This is a genomic window from Actinoallomurus oryzae (assembly GCF_039541955.1).
Lineage (GTDB): Bacteria > Actinomycetota > Actinomycetes > Streptosporangiales > Streptosporangiaceae > Actinoallomurus > Actinoallomurus oryzae.
The window spans coordinates 149,548-163,903 of sequence record NZ_BAABHF010000019.1 but is presented as its reverse complement, the minus strand read 5'-3'; the positions used below and the strand labels follow the sequence as shown (position 1 = coordinate 163,903).

The following is a 14,356-nucleotide window of genomic DNA, read 5'->3' as shown; positions in this document are numbered from 1 at the left end:
AAGTATCCGCGTTAACCGGGCCCACGAGATTGGGCGAACGCGGGTCATGGCACGGTAAATCCGCCGTGCTCCCTTCTCACTCTCGCGGAAGGAGGAGAGAATGCCGGAATCCATGTTCGACATCGACGAGCTTGAGCTGCCCCAGGCCCAGGCGCACCGTGATGACGTCGGCACGGTCGATCTGACTCCCTGCCACGGCTGCGCCACAAGCTGCCGGTAATCGCCACCCGAAGTAGCCACTAGGCGGGCCAGTGGCTCGATTCAGGTCACTGGTCCGTTCAATTCTTGAATCGGCGTCACTCGCCGGACAGGATCGGTGGGCATTGCGCATTGCCATCGTGGGCAAGTATCCGCCCATCCAGGGCGGCGTTAGCGTCAATACGTATTGGGACGCTCATATTTTGGCGGCCGCGGGTCACGAGGTCCATATCGTGACGAACGCCGGCGAGGTGGAAGCCGAATACCGGATAGCCGAGGAAGCGTACGCGGAAGCCGCCGGGCCGACTGGGACAGGGGCGGTAACGCTGCATGGAACGGTGAGCGACCCGGCTCTGCTGCGGTTGATCCCAGCGGCCAATCCGTTCGTGAGCAAGCTTGCCGGCCTGGCGATCGACCTGCACCGGCGCCGGCCCCTCGACCTGCTGTACGGGTACTACCTCGAGCCCTACGGAGTCGCCGCCTCGATCGCGGCGGCGCACACTGGTACACCGTTCGGCCTCCGTCATGCGGGCAGCGACATCGGACGGCTCTACCGTCACCCGGGCCTGACCGCCACCTACCAGGAGATCGCCAAGTCGGCCGATTTCTGGCTCACCGGACACCTGGGCCGCCGCGGCCTCCGTCACCTCGGCGTCGACGATGAGCTGATCTATACGACCGGCCCGCACAGCGTGCCGACGGACCACTTCCACCCGGACGCCATGCCACTGGAGCTGGCGGCCGTCATCAAGTCGCTCGGCGCGACCGTCGGTACGGGCCCCGGCTTCGATCCGACGGCACCGACCATTGGCTGCTACGGAAAGCTCGGCCTCGGCAAGGGCACCGACCGGCTGCTACGGGCCTTCGCAGGCGCGCGCGGCCGGACCGGCGCCGGCAACCTGGTACTCGTGTCCAGCGGGCCGCAACACGCTCTCGCCTCACTCCGCCGGATGGCCGAGGACCTCGACGTGGCCGGCTCGGTGGCCATCCTGCCGTTCATGCCGCCACAGCTGGTGCCCAACTTCATCGCCGCCTGCACCGCGATCGCCTACCTGGAGCATGACTTCCCCGTCGCGGCGCACCGGCCTGCCGCACCGCGGGAGACCTTCGCCACCGGGCGGTGCCTGATCCTGTCCGCGGACGTCGCCGAATACCAGCACTTCCGCGACCGGCTGCGGTCCGGACAGAACTGCCTGCTGGTCGATCCGCGCGATGCCGAGGCGCTGGCCGGAGTGGTTCACCACGTCCTCGCGGACCCGGCCGCCGCGGCCCGGATCGGGTCGGCCGGGCACCAGATGACGCGCGATCTGGAGGACTGGCCACGCTACCGCCGCCATCTGGCGGAGACCTTCACTCAGATCGGCGAGGACATCACCCGACGGAGGATGCAGATGACGATGGCGGAGACCCAGGCGGCGCTCGCCCGGCTTTACGTCGACGAGGCGTTCCGGGGCTGGTTCCAGCACGCCCCAGACGATGCTCTCGCCAAGTACACGCTCACCGAGCAGGAGCGGAGCATCCTCGCCTCGATCGACCGCAAGATGCTGGCGATCTTCGCCGACAGCCTCCGGGTCAAGCGTGGCGAACGCATCATCGCCGCCTTCCCACTCTGCGCCCTGGCCTTCGGCGAGGAGACGGTGGTCCGTTACTTCGACCGGTTCTACGATCTGCATCCCGCCATGCCGGGAGAGACCACGTCAACGGCCCTCATCGCCTTCGGCCGCTTCCTCACAGAGTGCATTCAGGTCGACCCGGATTTGCCCGGGTATGCCGGCGACCTCGCTCGATACGAGGCGGCCATCAATCAGCTTCGCCACAGCACGGTCGACGCCGACGACCTGCTGCTGCTCGGCGCGACGGACGAACCGCCGGCGGACGGACCGCTGCTGCCCACCGCCCGGCCGCGAACCGCCGACGGAGTAATGGTCCTCGCCTTCGGCTACGACATCCCGGCCATCGCCGACGCGCTTGCCGATGGTCCCGTGCCGGAGCCCGCGGCCAAGCCGGCCAACGTCGTGTTGCGGCCCGGGGCCGGCGGCGCGCCCACGCCGTTCGGCATCACCCCGGCGGTCGCGGCTCTGCTCGGCGAGTGCACCGGCGACCAGACGGTCGAGGACATCCGGGCCGCCATGGCGGCGCGCTTCCCGGCCGCGAACCTCACCCTGGACGCGGTGGACGGGGCGCTGCGGAACTGCCACGCTCGCGGGTTCCTCCGCTTCGGCCTCGGCACTGCCACGTGACGGCCACCCGACGACCATGCGCGGGCCCGACGATCGGCCCGGCCCACCAGTCAATGTAAGGAGCGAGCGCATGCCGGTGAATCTCGCCTCGATACCGTACCTGGGGTCCGGCCTCGGTTACCGCGAGGAACTCGCCGACGGAATCGCCGCGGCCCGGGACGAGATCGACTTCGTCGAGGTCCTGGCCGACAAGTACATCTCCCAGCCACGACTCCTCGACGAGTTGCGCGAGATCCGCGACCTGTACCCGGTGATCCCGCACGGCGTCGGGCTGTCCATCGGAACCGTCGGCCCGGTGCCGCCCGACTACCTGGCCGGCATGAGGCGGGTCAGCGACGTCTCCGGCGCCCCGTACTACAGCGATCACCTGTGCATGACCAAGGTGCCGGGCATCGACCTGCACCACCTGGCCCCGCTCTGGCGGACCGAGGAGGTGCTGGAGAGCATCATCGGCAAGGTCGACACCATCCAGCAGACCCTCGGCAAGCCACTCGTGCTGGAAACCATCAGCTATCTGGTCGACTTCGACTCGCCGATCAGCGAGCCGGACTTCTTCCACCGGCTCACCGAACGCACCGGCTGCGGCATCCTGCTCGACCTCACCAACGTCTACAGCAACTCGGTCAACCATCTCTTCGACCCGCTCGAGTACCTCCAGCGGCTACCGCTGGACCACGTGGTGCAGGTGCACCTCGCCGGCGGATTCTGGGCCCACGGCGTGCTCATCGACGGGCACTCCCATCCGGTCCCCGAGGAGGTATGGGAGCTGCTGGCCGAGCTTTGCCGGCGGATCGATCTGAAGGCCTCGATCCTGGAGCAGGACGCCAACCTGGACAGCCTGCGACCGCTGCTGGAGCAGGTCTGGCGGGCCCGGTCGATCATGCGGAATCCGGTGGTGGCGTGACGCCGGACCCACACGTCACCGCCGCGTTGCGACCGGGCGTCCGGTGCCGGCTCAGCGCCCGTGCCCGTGCCGCCCAACTCACCGACCGGCGGCACGAGGAGATCCTCACCGGGCTCACCGGCGGCCAGGTGGCCGTGCTGGAGCGCCTGTCCAGCCAGGAATGCCGGCTGCCGGTCCTACGCCGGATGGCCGGCGGCGGCCCGTTCGTGGACCGGCTGCTCGACGGTGGCTGGGTCCGGCAGGCCGTGTACGCCGGCGCCGACCACCTCTACTCGATCGAGCCGGTGCGGCCACGCACTCCGCCGTCACCCGGCCGCGCCTTGTCCCGGTTCACCGTGCTGCGGGCCGTCGCCGGCGGGCTCTTGCTGGAGTCGCCGCTGGCCTGGGCCGATCTCCGGCTGCACCATGACGCCGTCGGCCGCGCGTTGGGCCGGCTGGCCGGCCTGGCGGGTGCGGGGGCGAGCGGACCGGCGGCCCGGTTGCTCGCCGACCTGCAATACGCGGGCCTGACCACCGCCGACGGCGAGGACGAGGACCTGCGGCTGCGCCAGTGGCAGCCACACGAGCTCTGGTTCCACCATCGCAGCCGGCTGACCGGGCGAGCCCGCGCCGGCGTTGACTTCGGCGCCACCTGGTGGGCGGACGGGCTGTTCGACCAGCCGCCGCCGACGGCCGCGCCGCGTGGCGACGGCATCCCGCTCGCCGCCGCCGACCCCGCGCTTGTGGCGAAGACCGATCCGAGCCTGGGCCAAGTGCTGCGGCGGCGCCGTTCCATCCGAGAACACGACGACGCCAATCCGATTACGGTCGGCCAGCTCGGTGAGTTCCTGGACCGCTGCGGGCGGGTCGCGCACGTCACCGCGGACGGCCGCCAGGTCACCCTGCCGTATCCGACCGCCGGCTCGACCGGCGGCCTCGAACTGTATGCGGTGGTCCGGCTTGTGGATGGCCTGTCGCCGGGCCTTTACCACTATGACGGGGCGGCCCACCGGCTGCACCCGCTGGCCGCACCGGAGCCTGCGATCCGCGAGCTGCTCAACCGAGCGGCCGACTCGGCCGGCGTGGCCGCCGAACCCCAGGTCCTCGTCATCGTCTCGGCCCGTTTCGGGCGGGTGATGTGGAAATACCAGACGATGGGCTACGGGCTGATCCTGAAGAACACCGGGGTGCTGTTCCATCTGATGTACCTGGTCGCCACCGCGATGGACCTGGCACCGTGCGCGCTCGGGGCCGGCGATGCCGAACTGTTCAGCCGCGCCGCCCGACTGGACCCGGCGGCGGAGTCGAGTGTCGGGGAGTTCCTGCTGGGCTCACGACCGGTGGACGGGTGAGGGATGGGCCTACTGCTGCGCGCGGACGCCGAGTTCGTGCCCACCGCCGAAGGGCTGTGGATCGTCACCAATCACGGTGCGCAGCGGATCCATGACCCTGCCCTCTACCGCCGGATCGACCACGTGCGGACGTTGCTGACCGGCGACCTCGACCGCGCCGGGATCCTCGCGGCGGCACCGGAAGCCGAGCGTGTGCTGGCGGCACTGGCCGGCGCGCGGGCGCTGCGGGACGGCACTCCCGGTGCGGCCACCGATTCGGCCGAGGCCGCGTTCGTGGGCTCCTTCGTCGGCGATGCCGCCACACGGGTGACGGCGTTCCGGACCGCCCGTTACCTGGTGGCCGGGACCGGACCGTTGGCCGGTGCGGTGGCCGATGCCTGCCGGGTGGCCGGGTTGACGTCAATGACCGCCGTCCCGGACATCGCCGGCGCCGAGGAGGCGGATCTGCTCATCGACGTCACCGGCCGCGACACCCTGTCCTGGGCAGCGCCGGGCCGGGCGGCGCTGGTCGCGCGGGCCGCCCTTCGCCCGGGCCAGGCGTGGCTGGCACCGGTGTGCCCGGCCGCCGACACGGTGCCGTGGTCGAAGGTGTGGGCCGGAACGGCGTCGCCCGACGGCGGCCAGGGCACGGCCGCTGTACTGCGGGTCGTGGCCGATCAGCTGGTGCAGCGCGTGTTGCGCCGGGTCACCGCGGCGCATCACGGCGCGCCACCGGCCACGTTCCGCCGCATCGATCTGGACGGTCTCACCGCGACCGAACACCGGCACCCTACGGCGACCGGGGGCCGCCGATGACTGACCTACCGGTCCGCGTGGTCGGGGCCGGGCCGCTGCTGCCGGCGCTGCGCGCCACCTTCTCGAACCCCGGGAGCGATCCGGCGGAGCTGATCGTGTCCGTCGGGCAGGCCGCGCCGTCGCCGGCCGCCACCCCGGTGCTCGCGGTCCGCGCCGAGCGCGGCCGGGTGGCGGTGGGCCCCATGGTGACGGCCGGCGTGCCCGGCTGCGATCGCTGCGCCGACAGCCGGCGCAGGCGCGCCGCCGACGACCCCCGGGTACTGGACCTCCTCCGGGAGCCGGCGCCCGCGGCCGCGTCGTGGCTCACCGCGTTGGCCGCCGACGCGGTCGCCGCCGTGGTGCTCGACGAGGCCACCCGGCAACTGGTGCCCGGCACCGGACCGCCGCGCACCCGAGGCGCGATGCTCTTCGTCGAACTGGCCGACCTGACCGTCGAACGGAGCGCGTTCATCCCGGACCCGGCCTGCCCGGTCTGCGCCCCGCCGCCGGTCCCGGCGGCCGCCCCAGAGCTGACCGGCCAGCCGAAACGGTCGCCTACCGCATACCGGCTGCGGCCCGCGGCCGCCGAACTGGACCGGCTCCGCGCGAGCTATGTCACCGGCCCGGCCGGCCTCATCCGGCTCAGTGCTCCGGTGGCCGCCGGCGGGATGGTGACGACCGAGGCGATCGCCGCCATCGGCGAGTCGGATTCCATCTCCGGGTTCGGGCACCACCGCGACGCGGTGGCAAGTGCCGCCGCCGCCATCTTCGAAGCCATGGAACGGTTCGGTGGCATGGCGGCGGGCCGGCCCACCGGAGCGATCCGCGCCGGCTACCGCGAGGTCGCCGACCGGGCGGTCCCGCCAGAGCTCTTCGGCCTCTACCCGGCCGACCGTTACACCGAGCTCGACTTTCCCTACCAGCCCTTCACCGAGCAGCTGGAACTCGGCTGGGTGCCCGGGTACTCGTTCGGCGAGCAGCGTACCGTCCTGATACCCGAGTCCCTGGCCTACTACCGGCTGCGCCGCGGGCCACTGCTCGCCCTCACCGCCTCCAGCGGCTGCGCCGTCGGCGCCAACGTGACGGAGGCGATCCTGCACGCGCTGGTCGAAGTGGCCGAGCGCGACGCCTTCCTGCTCGCCTGGCACACTCGGCTGACGGTGCCGCGGATACGTCTGGACGCGCGTGCCGACCCGGCGGCAGCGGCGGCCATCGAGGCGCTCCAGGCCCGGACCGGCTACCGGGTCGAGCTGTTCGACATCACCGTCGACACCGGTGTGCCGTCGATCTGGGCGGTGGCCCGGACCGACCAGCCCGGCCATCCGAGCGTCGTGTGCACGGCGGCCGCGCACCTGGATCCCGGTGCGGCGGTCGTGAAGGCCGCCGGCGAACTGGCGATGCTCATCCCGCTGGTCACGGCCGACTACGAAACGCGCCGATGGCGGATCCCGCTCATGGTCGAACGTCCCGCCTACGTCCGGCGCATGGCCGACCATGGCCTGCTGTTCGCCGATCCGGATATCGCCCGCCGTCTCGACCATCTGGGCGCCGACGGCGCCGAGGTGGAACTGGCGAAGGTGGGCGGCCTGCCGCTGATCCGGCACGCGGACCTGCGCGACGACCTGCTCGAGGTGATCGATCGGTTCGCCGCGGCCGGCCTGGACGTCATCGTGGTGGATCAGACGACCGCCGAGCACCGGGCCGCCGACCTGGCGTGCGTGCGGGTGCTGGCGCCGGGCACCTTGCCGATGACCTTCGGGCATGACAACCGCCGCCTGCACGGTCTGCCCCGGCTGCTGTCGGTGCCCGCGCTGCTCGGCCGGCGAATGAGCCCGCTGTCAGCGGCCGAGATCGACCACCATCCGCATCCGATGCCATGACCCGCGGCCCGGCGACCGCCCGTTCCGGCCCAGCGACCCAAGGAGCCGCGATGCCGCCCAGCAGCGACCGCGACGTCGTCTTCATCCTTGCCCCCGCCCGGTCCTGTTCCACCGTCGCGATCGCCCTGCTGTCCGGCCATCCGCTGCTGTATGGATTCCCGGAGCTGCTCATCTTCACCGCCGACACGATCGGCGGGCTGCTCGGCCCGCACGAACAGCTCGACCTGCCGTCCGATTGGCGGTCCGCGCAGCAGAGCGGCATCCTGCGCGCCGTCGCCGAAATCCACGATGGCGACCAGGACGAGGCGGCGATCAGCCGGGCCCGCACATGGCTGGCCGAACGCGCGGACTGGCCCACCACGCGGCTGCTCGACCATCTGCTCGACGCGGTGCGGCCGCGGACCGGGATGGAGAAGTCGCCGGACACGCTCAACACACCGACCGCGCTCAAGCGCTGCTTGGAGGCCTATCCGCGAGCCCGGTACCTGCACTTGACGAGGCATCCGCACAGCACGGCGGTCTCCATGGCCGGCCACCGGGCACGGATCGACGGCGGCCGGCCGACCGCCGCAGAGCGACGCGGCACCCTCACGCACTGCTGGTGGACCTGGTACCGGCAGCACACCAACGCCGTCGTGGCGCTGAACGCGTTGCCTCCACAGCGATGGTTGCGAATCCGCGCTGAAGACCTGATCGGTGATCCGCTCCGCCACCTGCCGCGAGTGCTGCGCTGGCTGGAGGTCGAGGTCGACGACACCATCCTGCGGGACATGTGCGAGGTCTCACGGTGGCCCTTCACCGGCGGCGGCGAGTCGGGCCGGCTGCGCGGTGGAGATCCGGGCTTTCTCGACGATCCGGTGCTGCGTCCGGTGCCGGCCCCGCCGCCGATGCGCTATGACCCTCACGTCGGGTTCGATCACGCCACCTGGCGGGAGTACGCCCGGCTCGCCGCGCTGCTCGGATATCGGTGACCGCCGTGGCGGGGTGGGCGCACGGGATCGTGGTGATCGCCGGGGCCGGGCTCGGCGGGCTCGCGCTGGCGCACGGCCTGGCCGCCGCGGACATCCCCGTGGCGGTCTACGAGCGGGAGACGACCGCCAACGCGCGCTATCAGGGACACCGGATCAGCCTGAGCCCGGCCGGCCTGGCGGCGCTGCGATCGCTACTGCCGGATCGGCTGTTCGACCTTGTGACGGCGACCGCCGCACAGCCCTACCAGGGAAGTGCGGTCTACGACGCGAACCTGCGGCCGCTGAAGCGGCGGTCGCTCCCGGACGCCGGCGGATCGCTGAGCTGCTGCCGCCACACGTTGCGCGAGATTCTCCTGCACGAACTGGCCGACCGGGTGGCGTTCGGCCACCCGGTGACGGGCTTTCGCGAACTGAACGATGGTGTTGCCGTTGACATCGCGGGCGATCCCGGCGCCGTGGCGGCCGGTCTGCTCGTCGGCGCCGACGGCGTCGCCTCGGCGGTGCGCGGCCAGGTCCTGCCGGACATGCGGCCCGCCGAGCTGCGGTGGGCGATCTACGGCCGGACGGCGCTCGACCGGGACATCGGCAGGTCGATCCCTGATGGCGTTCTCGCCGGCTTCAGCCGGGTGCTCAGCCCCGAGGGAATCGGCATGAGCATCGGCCCATTCCGCAAACGGCGCGCGTTCCGCGAGGCGGCGGCCGACATCGCGCCGGGCCTGACGATCACTGAACTGCCCGACTGTCTCATGTGGACGCTCGGCGGGACGATCGCGCAGGCTCCGGTGGGCCTGGAGGAGCTACGCGACGCCGACGCCGGGACGCTGCACCGCATCGCCCGCGAGCAGACGGCGAGCTGGCATCCGGTGCTGCACGGCATCGTCGGCGGGGCCGACGTCTCGACGCTGCTGGCCATCACGGTCCGGGCGGCGCCCGCGATCGACGGCTGGAGCGCACCGCGCGTGACCATGCTCGGCGACGCCGTGCATGTGATGCCGCCGGGCCGGGCGCTCGGCGCGAACACCACGTTCCGCGACGCCGCGCTGTTGACCACGACGCTCCAGGCGGTGGCCCGCGGCGCGGACGATCTGGTCACGGCGAAGGCCGGCTACGAACGGCGGATGCTCCGCTACAGCGCCGAGGCGGTGGCGACGTCCGTCGCGATGACGGCAGGTCGTGCGTAAGGGAAGGCGTGTTGGCGGCCGCCGCACGGCGGCCGGCGATCTCGACCACAGGGAGCTCGACAGCATGGAGGTGGGTGCGATGACCACAGCGACCGACCGGCCCACCGGCGGGTCCTACGACGTCGTAGTGGTGGGCGCCGGCGCGGCCGGACTCAGTGCGGGGCTGGTGCTCGGCCGGACGCGGCGGCCGACGGCCGTGGTCGGGGCCGGACCGACCCGGAACGCGCGGGCCACGCAGATCAATGGATTCCTGACGCGGGACGGGATATCTCCACCGGACTTCCTGGCCATGGGTGAGGCGGAACTCGCTCGCTACGGCGTCACCCGCATCACCGATCGAGTCCTGGCGATCGATCCCGCGGGAGAGGGTGGGCACTTCCAGGTCCGGCTGGCCGGCGGCTCGGTGCTGATGGCTCGCCACATCCTGGTGGCCACCGGGCTGCGGGACGAACTGCCGCCCATTCCCGGACTCGCCGAACGATGGGGGATCGATGTGCTGTTCTGCCCCTTCTGCGACGGCTGGGAGGCGTCCGACCAGCCGCTCGGCGTCCTGGGCGGCAGACCCGCATCGGTGGAGCAGGCCTTGCTCGTGCGGCAGTGGTCGGAGGACATCATCTTCTTCCCGCATGACAAAGACCTCACCGATGCCGAGCAGGAGCGGCTCGCGGCCCGCGGTGTCGAGGTGGCGCCCGGTCCGGTGGCGCGCATCGTCACCGACGCGGGACGGCTCACCGGCGTCGAACTGGCCGACGGCCGGCTGGTATCGCGGCAGGTGCTGTTCACATCGCCTCGGCGGATAACGCAGGACGGCCTGCTGACCGCGCTCGGCTGCGACCTCGGCAAGGGGGGCACCGTGCTGGTGGACGTGGCGGGGCGGACGAGCGTGCCGGGAGTGTGGGCCGCCGGCAACGTCGTCAGGGACCACGCGTCCGTCATCGTCGCGACGAGTATGGGGGCGGTGGCGGCGGCGGCCGTCAACCGGGACATGGTCCGTGAGGAGACCGCCGCGGCGGTCGAGGAGTACCGCCGCGGCGCCGCGGTGCGCTCCGCCGAATAACGCGTGTCATCGCGACGCGCGGGAACGGACTGTTCCCGTCGGCCGCCGATGATGGCTCGGTCCAACGAGCACCATCGAGCACCCCGAATGTGATCGAATCGGGGCGGGATGGGACGGGTCGGGTGAAAGGTGAAGGCGGATGGCGGGTCCTCTGCGGCCGGAAGATCCTCAGCGCCTGGGGGGCTACGAGCTCGTCGGCCGGCTGGGGGAGGGCGGCCAGGGCGTGGTCTTCCAAGGACGCGCTCCCGACGGGAAGCAGGTCGCGGTCAAGCTGCTGCGCGTCGGGCAGGGTGGTGACGAGGCGGCCCGCCGCCGGTTCGTGCGCGAGCTGTCGATGGCCGAGCGGGTCGCCGGATTCTGCACCGCGCGGGTGCTCGACGCGGATGCCGAGGGCGACACGCCCTACATCGTCAGCGAGTACGTCGACGGCCCGTCGCTGCAGGAGCTCGTCCGTGAGCAGGGACCGCGGACCGGCGATGATCTCCTGCGGCTGGCGATCGCCACGGCCACGGCGCTGGCCGCGATCCACGAGGCCAAGATCGTGCATCGCGACTTCAAGCCGCCGAACGTGCTGATGAGCCCGGACGGGCCACGGGTCATCGACTTCGGCATCGCGCGGGCTCTCGACGCCCCGGGCACGCTGACCAGCCAGGTCGTCGGCACCCCGGCGTACATGGCGCCCGAGCAGGTGGCGGGTGCGCCGCTCGGGCCGGCCGCCGACATGTTCGCCTGGGGCAGCACGATCCTGTACGCCGCGACCGGGCGGTCGCCGTTCGGCGCGGATTCCATTCCGGCGGTGATGCACCGGGTGCTGCACGTCGACGCGGACGTGAGCATGCTGCCGCAGCCCCTCGCCTCACTCGTGAACGCCTGCCTGAACAAGGACCCGGCCCGCCGCCCGGCGGCGACCGACGTACTGCTGAGCCTGCTCGGCCGGGCGGTCCCAGGACAGGCCGCCGCGACGGAGACCTCGCCGATCCTCGCCGCCGGGGCATCGGCCGTCACCGCCGAGTACCTGCCGTCGACCCGGCCGCCCGGGTGGGCGCCGCCCGCCCCGGCCGGGATGCCGCCGCCCCCGGCGTTCGCGCCCTGGGCGGGCCCGGTGACCTCGCCCCGGCGCGAGCAGCCCGGCGTGCCGGGCCTCGCGCTGCTCGCGGTCGCGCTCGCGACGTTCACCGTCATCCTCGGCGACGCCATGCTGTCGGCCGCCTACCCGGCCCTGGCCGCCGGCTTCCACGGCGGCACCGGTTTCCTGTCCGCGCTCGGCAACTACTACCAGCTCGCCCTCGTGGCGGCGGTGCTCCCGGCCGGGCGGATCGCCGACGCCGTCGGCCGGAAGAAGGTCTTCCTCGCCGGTCTGGCCGCGTACGCGGTCACGACGGTGCCGATGGCGCTGGTACCCGGGCAGACGAGTCTCCTGGCCCTGCGGCTCCTCCAGGGGATCGCCGCGGGGGTGGTGCTGGCGGTCGGGCTCGGGATGGTCCGCGAGATGTTCCCCGACCGCCGGGGCCTGCTCGCCCTCGGGGCGTGGGCGGCGGCCGTCGTCGTGCCCATGACCGGCGGCGGCCTCGTCGGCGGTGTGATCGTGGAGTACCTGGGCTGGCGCATCATGTTCCTGGCGCTGCTCGCGCCGCTGGTGGTCGCCGGGGTGCTGGGCCTCATCGGCACGCGCGAGTCCCGGTCGCGGGGGCCGGAGAACGGCGCCCTCGGCGTCGTGCTGCTCTCCCTCATGGTGCCGCTGCTGGCCTACGGCCTCCGGCACCAGTACACCGGATGGCTCCAGGTCAGGATTCTCCTGCCGCTGGCGGTCGCCGTCGTCCTCGGGGTGGTCGGCGTGGTCCTGGCGCTCACCGTACGGCCGTCGCCGCTGCCGCTGCGGGCGTCCGGCGGGGCCGCGGTACTCGCGCTGGGCCTGTTTCCCGCCTACCTGACCGTGACGTACGTGAGCTACCGCCTGCAGGTGAACTGGGGATTCAGCCCGATCGGCACCGGTGTGCGGCTGGTGCCGCTCGTGCTGACCGCGCTCGTGTTCGCGCTGGCGGGAGGCGCCCTGGCCGGACGGTTCGGCCCCGGCCCGGTGCTGGCCGGCGGGTGTGCGGTCACCGGGGTGGCGGCCCTCGCCGCGTACCCGGCCGCGAAGGCCGACACCTACCTGCTGCTTCTTCCGGTGGTCGCGTTGCTCGGCGCCGGCCTGGGCGCGCTGGTGACCGGCGCGGCCACGGCCATCCTCGGTGAGCCACCGGACGGGCTGGCGGGGCTGGGCGGTGGCCTGCTCCAGGCCGGGCTGGTGCTCGGCACCGCCCTGTCGGTGCCCTCGTTCCGGCCCTTCTCTCTGACACCGCTGCTCGTGGCCGGGGTCATCGGGATCGTCGCGGCCGTACCGGCCCTGCTGTTGAGGAGCCGGCCGCCGGAGAGGACCGGCCCGCCGCCCGCGTACGCGAGCCCGCAGATGGCGCCGCCGGCGCCGGTCCCCTGGCAGTGACCGTGGCCGAGATCGACTTCTCACACCCCGCGTCGCCGTGGGCGTCCGCTGTCGGTATCGTGCGCGGACTATGACTTCGACAACGGGCAGGCTGCTGGACGGCCGTTACCGGCTGGTGGAGCGCATCGCCGCCGGTGGGCAGGGTGAGGTCTGGCGCGCGGAGGACCTCGGGCTCGGCCGTCCGGCCGCGGTCAAGCTGCTGCGCGGGGAGTACGCCGACAACGCCGAGTTCCGCGAGCGGTTCCGCCGCGAGGCCCAGCACGCTGCGGGCCTGTCCCATCCCGGCATCGCCCAGGTCTTCGACTACAGCGAGGGGGACGGCGGTGAGGCGCCCTACCTGGTGATGGAGTACGTGGCGGGCGAGTCGCTGTCCGCGGCGATCGCCCGCGAGGCGCCGATGAGCGTCGCCCGGGTGCTCGACATCGTCGCCGCCGTGGCGTCCGCGCTGGCCTCGGCGCACGCCGCGGGGCTCGTGCACCGCGACGTCAAACCGGGGAACGTCCTGCTGGGCGGCGATGGCTCGATCAAGATCACCGATTTCGGCATCGCCCGTGCGATGGACGCCAGCTCGCTGACCCGCACCGGCACGCTGATGGGCACGCCGCTCTACCTCGCGCCCGAGCAGGCGATCGGCAGGCCGGCGACGGCCGCCAGCGACCTGTACGCGCTCGGGATCATCGCCTTCGAGCTGCTGACCGGCCGGCCGCCGTACGAGGGGCCGCCGACCGCCGTGGTTCTGGCGCACCGTGACACGCCGCTGCCGCCGCTTCCCTCGTCGGTACCACCCGGGCTCGCGGGCCTGGTCCAGGCGCTGACCGCCAAGGACCCGGCGGCGCGGCCGCACCCCGCGGCGGCCGTCGCCGAGCAGGCGACCCTGCTGAGGGCCGATCCGGGGACGGGCACCCGGCGCCCGGACGAGACGCCACTCGACCAGCCCGTCCCGGGCGACACGCCACTCGACCAGGCGGTTCCGGGCGTACGGCGCGAGGGTCTCACGCAGGTCCTGGACCAGCCGGTCCCACCCGTACGGCGCCGGTGGGCGCTCCCGCTCGCGCTGGGGGGCGGCCTCGCCCTGCTCGTGGGCCTCGTCACCTGGACCGCGTGGCCGGCCTCCGACCATCGGCCGGCGGTCGTGCCGTCGCCGTCGGCGGCGATCCGGCATCCGTCGGCCACTCCGACCAAGGCGAGTCCGCGCCCGGTGGCCAAGCGCCCCCGGCACGCGACCCACGCCCCGCCGCACCGGGGGAACCCGGACAAGAAGGCCAAGCGGGCCAAGCACGGCAAGCATGGCAAGGACCGGCACTGAGACGGGCGGTGGTCCTGTCACCCGGACCGAGT

At 72.5% G+C, this 14,356-nt stretch carries 11 protein-coding genes; 10 read left to right on the top strand and 1 reads right to left on the bottom strand.

The window, feature by feature from the left end; translation table 11 throughout:
• Positions 1 to 296 precede the first annotated feature (296 nt).
• Positions 297 to 620 (bottom strand): hypothetical protein, encoded by a 324-nt coding sequence (locus tag ABEA10_RS15100; protein WP_345463567.1) that lies wholly within the window; start codon positions 618 to 620, stop codon positions 297 to 299.
• On the opposite strand from ABEA10_RS15100, the gene ABEA10_RS15095 reads away from it, so the two are divergent.
• The 10 genes from ABEA10_RS15095 to ABEA10_RS15050 all read left to right on the top strand — a co-directional run bounded on the left by ABEA10_RS15095 (position 585) and on the right by ABEA10_RS15050 (position 14,324).
• On the top strand, positions 585 to 2,438 hold the full coding sequence (locus ABEA10_RS15095; protein WP_345463564.1) for a glycosyltransferase: 1,854 nt from the start codon (positions 585 to 587) through the stop codon (positions 2,436 to 2,438). The genes ABEA10_RS15100 and ABEA10_RS15095 overlap by 36 nt on opposite strands.
• 70 nt (positions 2,439 to 2,508) lie before the next feature.
• A complete protein-coding gene (locus ABEA10_RS15090; protein ID WP_345463561.1) occupies positions 2,509 to 3,342 on the top strand; it encodes an MbnB/TglH/ChrH family RiPP precursor modification enzyme in 834 nt (277 codons plus the stop codon).
• On the top strand, positions 3,339 to 4,673 hold the full coding sequence (locus tag ABEA10_RS15085) for a SagB family peptide dehydrogenase (protein ID WP_345463558.1): 1,335 nt from the start codon (positions 3,339 to 3,341) through the stop codon (positions 4,671 to 4,673). The genes ABEA10_RS15090 and ABEA10_RS15085 overlap by 4 nt, the downstream gene beginning before the upstream one ends.
• A 3-nt stretch (positions 4,674 to 4,676) precedes the next feature.
• Entirely contained in the window at positions 4,677 to 5,468 is a 792-nt protein-coding gene (locus ABEA10_RS15080) for a hypothetical protein (protein ID WP_345463555.1), read from the top strand.
• Entirely contained in the window at positions 5,465 to 7,327 is a 1,863-nt protein-coding gene (locus tag ABEA10_RS15075) for a TOMM precursor leader peptide-binding protein (protein WP_345463552.1), read from the top strand. Before ABEA10_RS15080 ends, ABEA10_RS15075 begins: the two co-directional genes overlap by 4 nt.
• A gap of 50 nt (positions 7,328 to 7,377) precedes the next feature.
• The gene (locus ABEA10_RS15070) at positions 7,378 to 8,298 is read left to right on the top strand and encodes a sulfotransferase family protein (RefSeq protein WP_345463549.1); all 921 of its coding nucleotides are present in this window, start codon (positions 7,378 to 7,380) and stop codon (positions 8,296 to 8,298) included.
• Positions 8,295 to 9,479 carry an FAD-dependent oxidoreductase gene (locus ABEA10_RS15065; protein ID WP_345463546.1) on the top strand — a complete coding sequence of 395 codons (1,185 nt, stop codon included), beginning with the start codon at positions 8,295 to 8,297 and terminating at the stop codon, positions 9,477 to 9,479. The genes ABEA10_RS15070 and ABEA10_RS15065 overlap by 4 nt, the downstream gene beginning before the upstream one ends.
• A 79-nt stretch (positions 9,480 to 9,558) precedes the next feature.
• Entirely contained in the window at positions 9,559 to 10,536 is a 978-nt protein-coding gene (locus tag ABEA10_RS15060) for an NAD(P)/FAD-dependent oxidoreductase (protein WP_345463542.1), read from the top strand.
• 139 nt (positions 10,537 to 10,675) lie between these two features.
• Entirely contained in the window at positions 10,676 to 13,018 is a 2,343-nt protein-coding gene (locus tag ABEA10_RS15055) for an MFS transporter (RefSeq protein ID WP_345463539.1), read from the top strand.
• Between the two features lie 70 nt (positions 13,019 to 13,088).
• A complete protein-coding gene (locus tag ABEA10_RS15050; protein ID WP_345463535.1) occupies positions 13,089 to 14,324 on the top strand; it encodes a serine/threonine-protein kinase in 1,236 nt (411 codons plus the stop codon).
• Positions 14,325 to 14,356: the final 32 nt, after the last annotated feature.

Bases quoted from the DNA above. Each gene is read 5' to 3' on its own strand.
- ABEA10_RS15090 (WP_345463561.1), top strand. From the start codon at position 2,509: ATGCCGGTGAATCTCGCCTCGATACCGTACCTGGGGTCCGGCCTCGGT.
- ABEA10_RS15080 (WP_345463555.1), top strand. From the start codon at position 4,677: ATGGGCCTACTGCTGCGCGCGGACGCCGAGTTCGTGCCCACCGCCGAA.
- ABEA10_RS15075 (WP_345463552.1), top strand. From the start codon at position 5,465: ATGACTGACCTACCGGTCCGCGTGGTCGGGGCCGGGCCGCTGCTGCCG.
- ABEA10_RS15070 (WP_345463549.1), top strand. From the start codon at position 7,378: ATGCCGCCCAGCAGCGACCGCGACGTCGTCTTCATCCTTGCCCCCGCC.
- ABEA10_RS15060 (WP_345463542.1), top strand. From the start codon at position 9,559: ATGACCACAGCGACCGACCGGCCCACCGGCGGGTCCTACGACGTCGTA.
- ABEA10_RS15055 (WP_345463539.1), top strand. From the start codon at position 10,676: ATGGCGGGTCCTCTGCGGCCGGAAGATCCTCAGCGCCTGGGGGGCTAC.
- ABEA10_RS15050 (WP_345463535.1), top strand. From the start codon at position 13,089: ATGACTTCGACAACGGGCAGGCTGCTGGACGGCCGTTACCGGCTGGTG.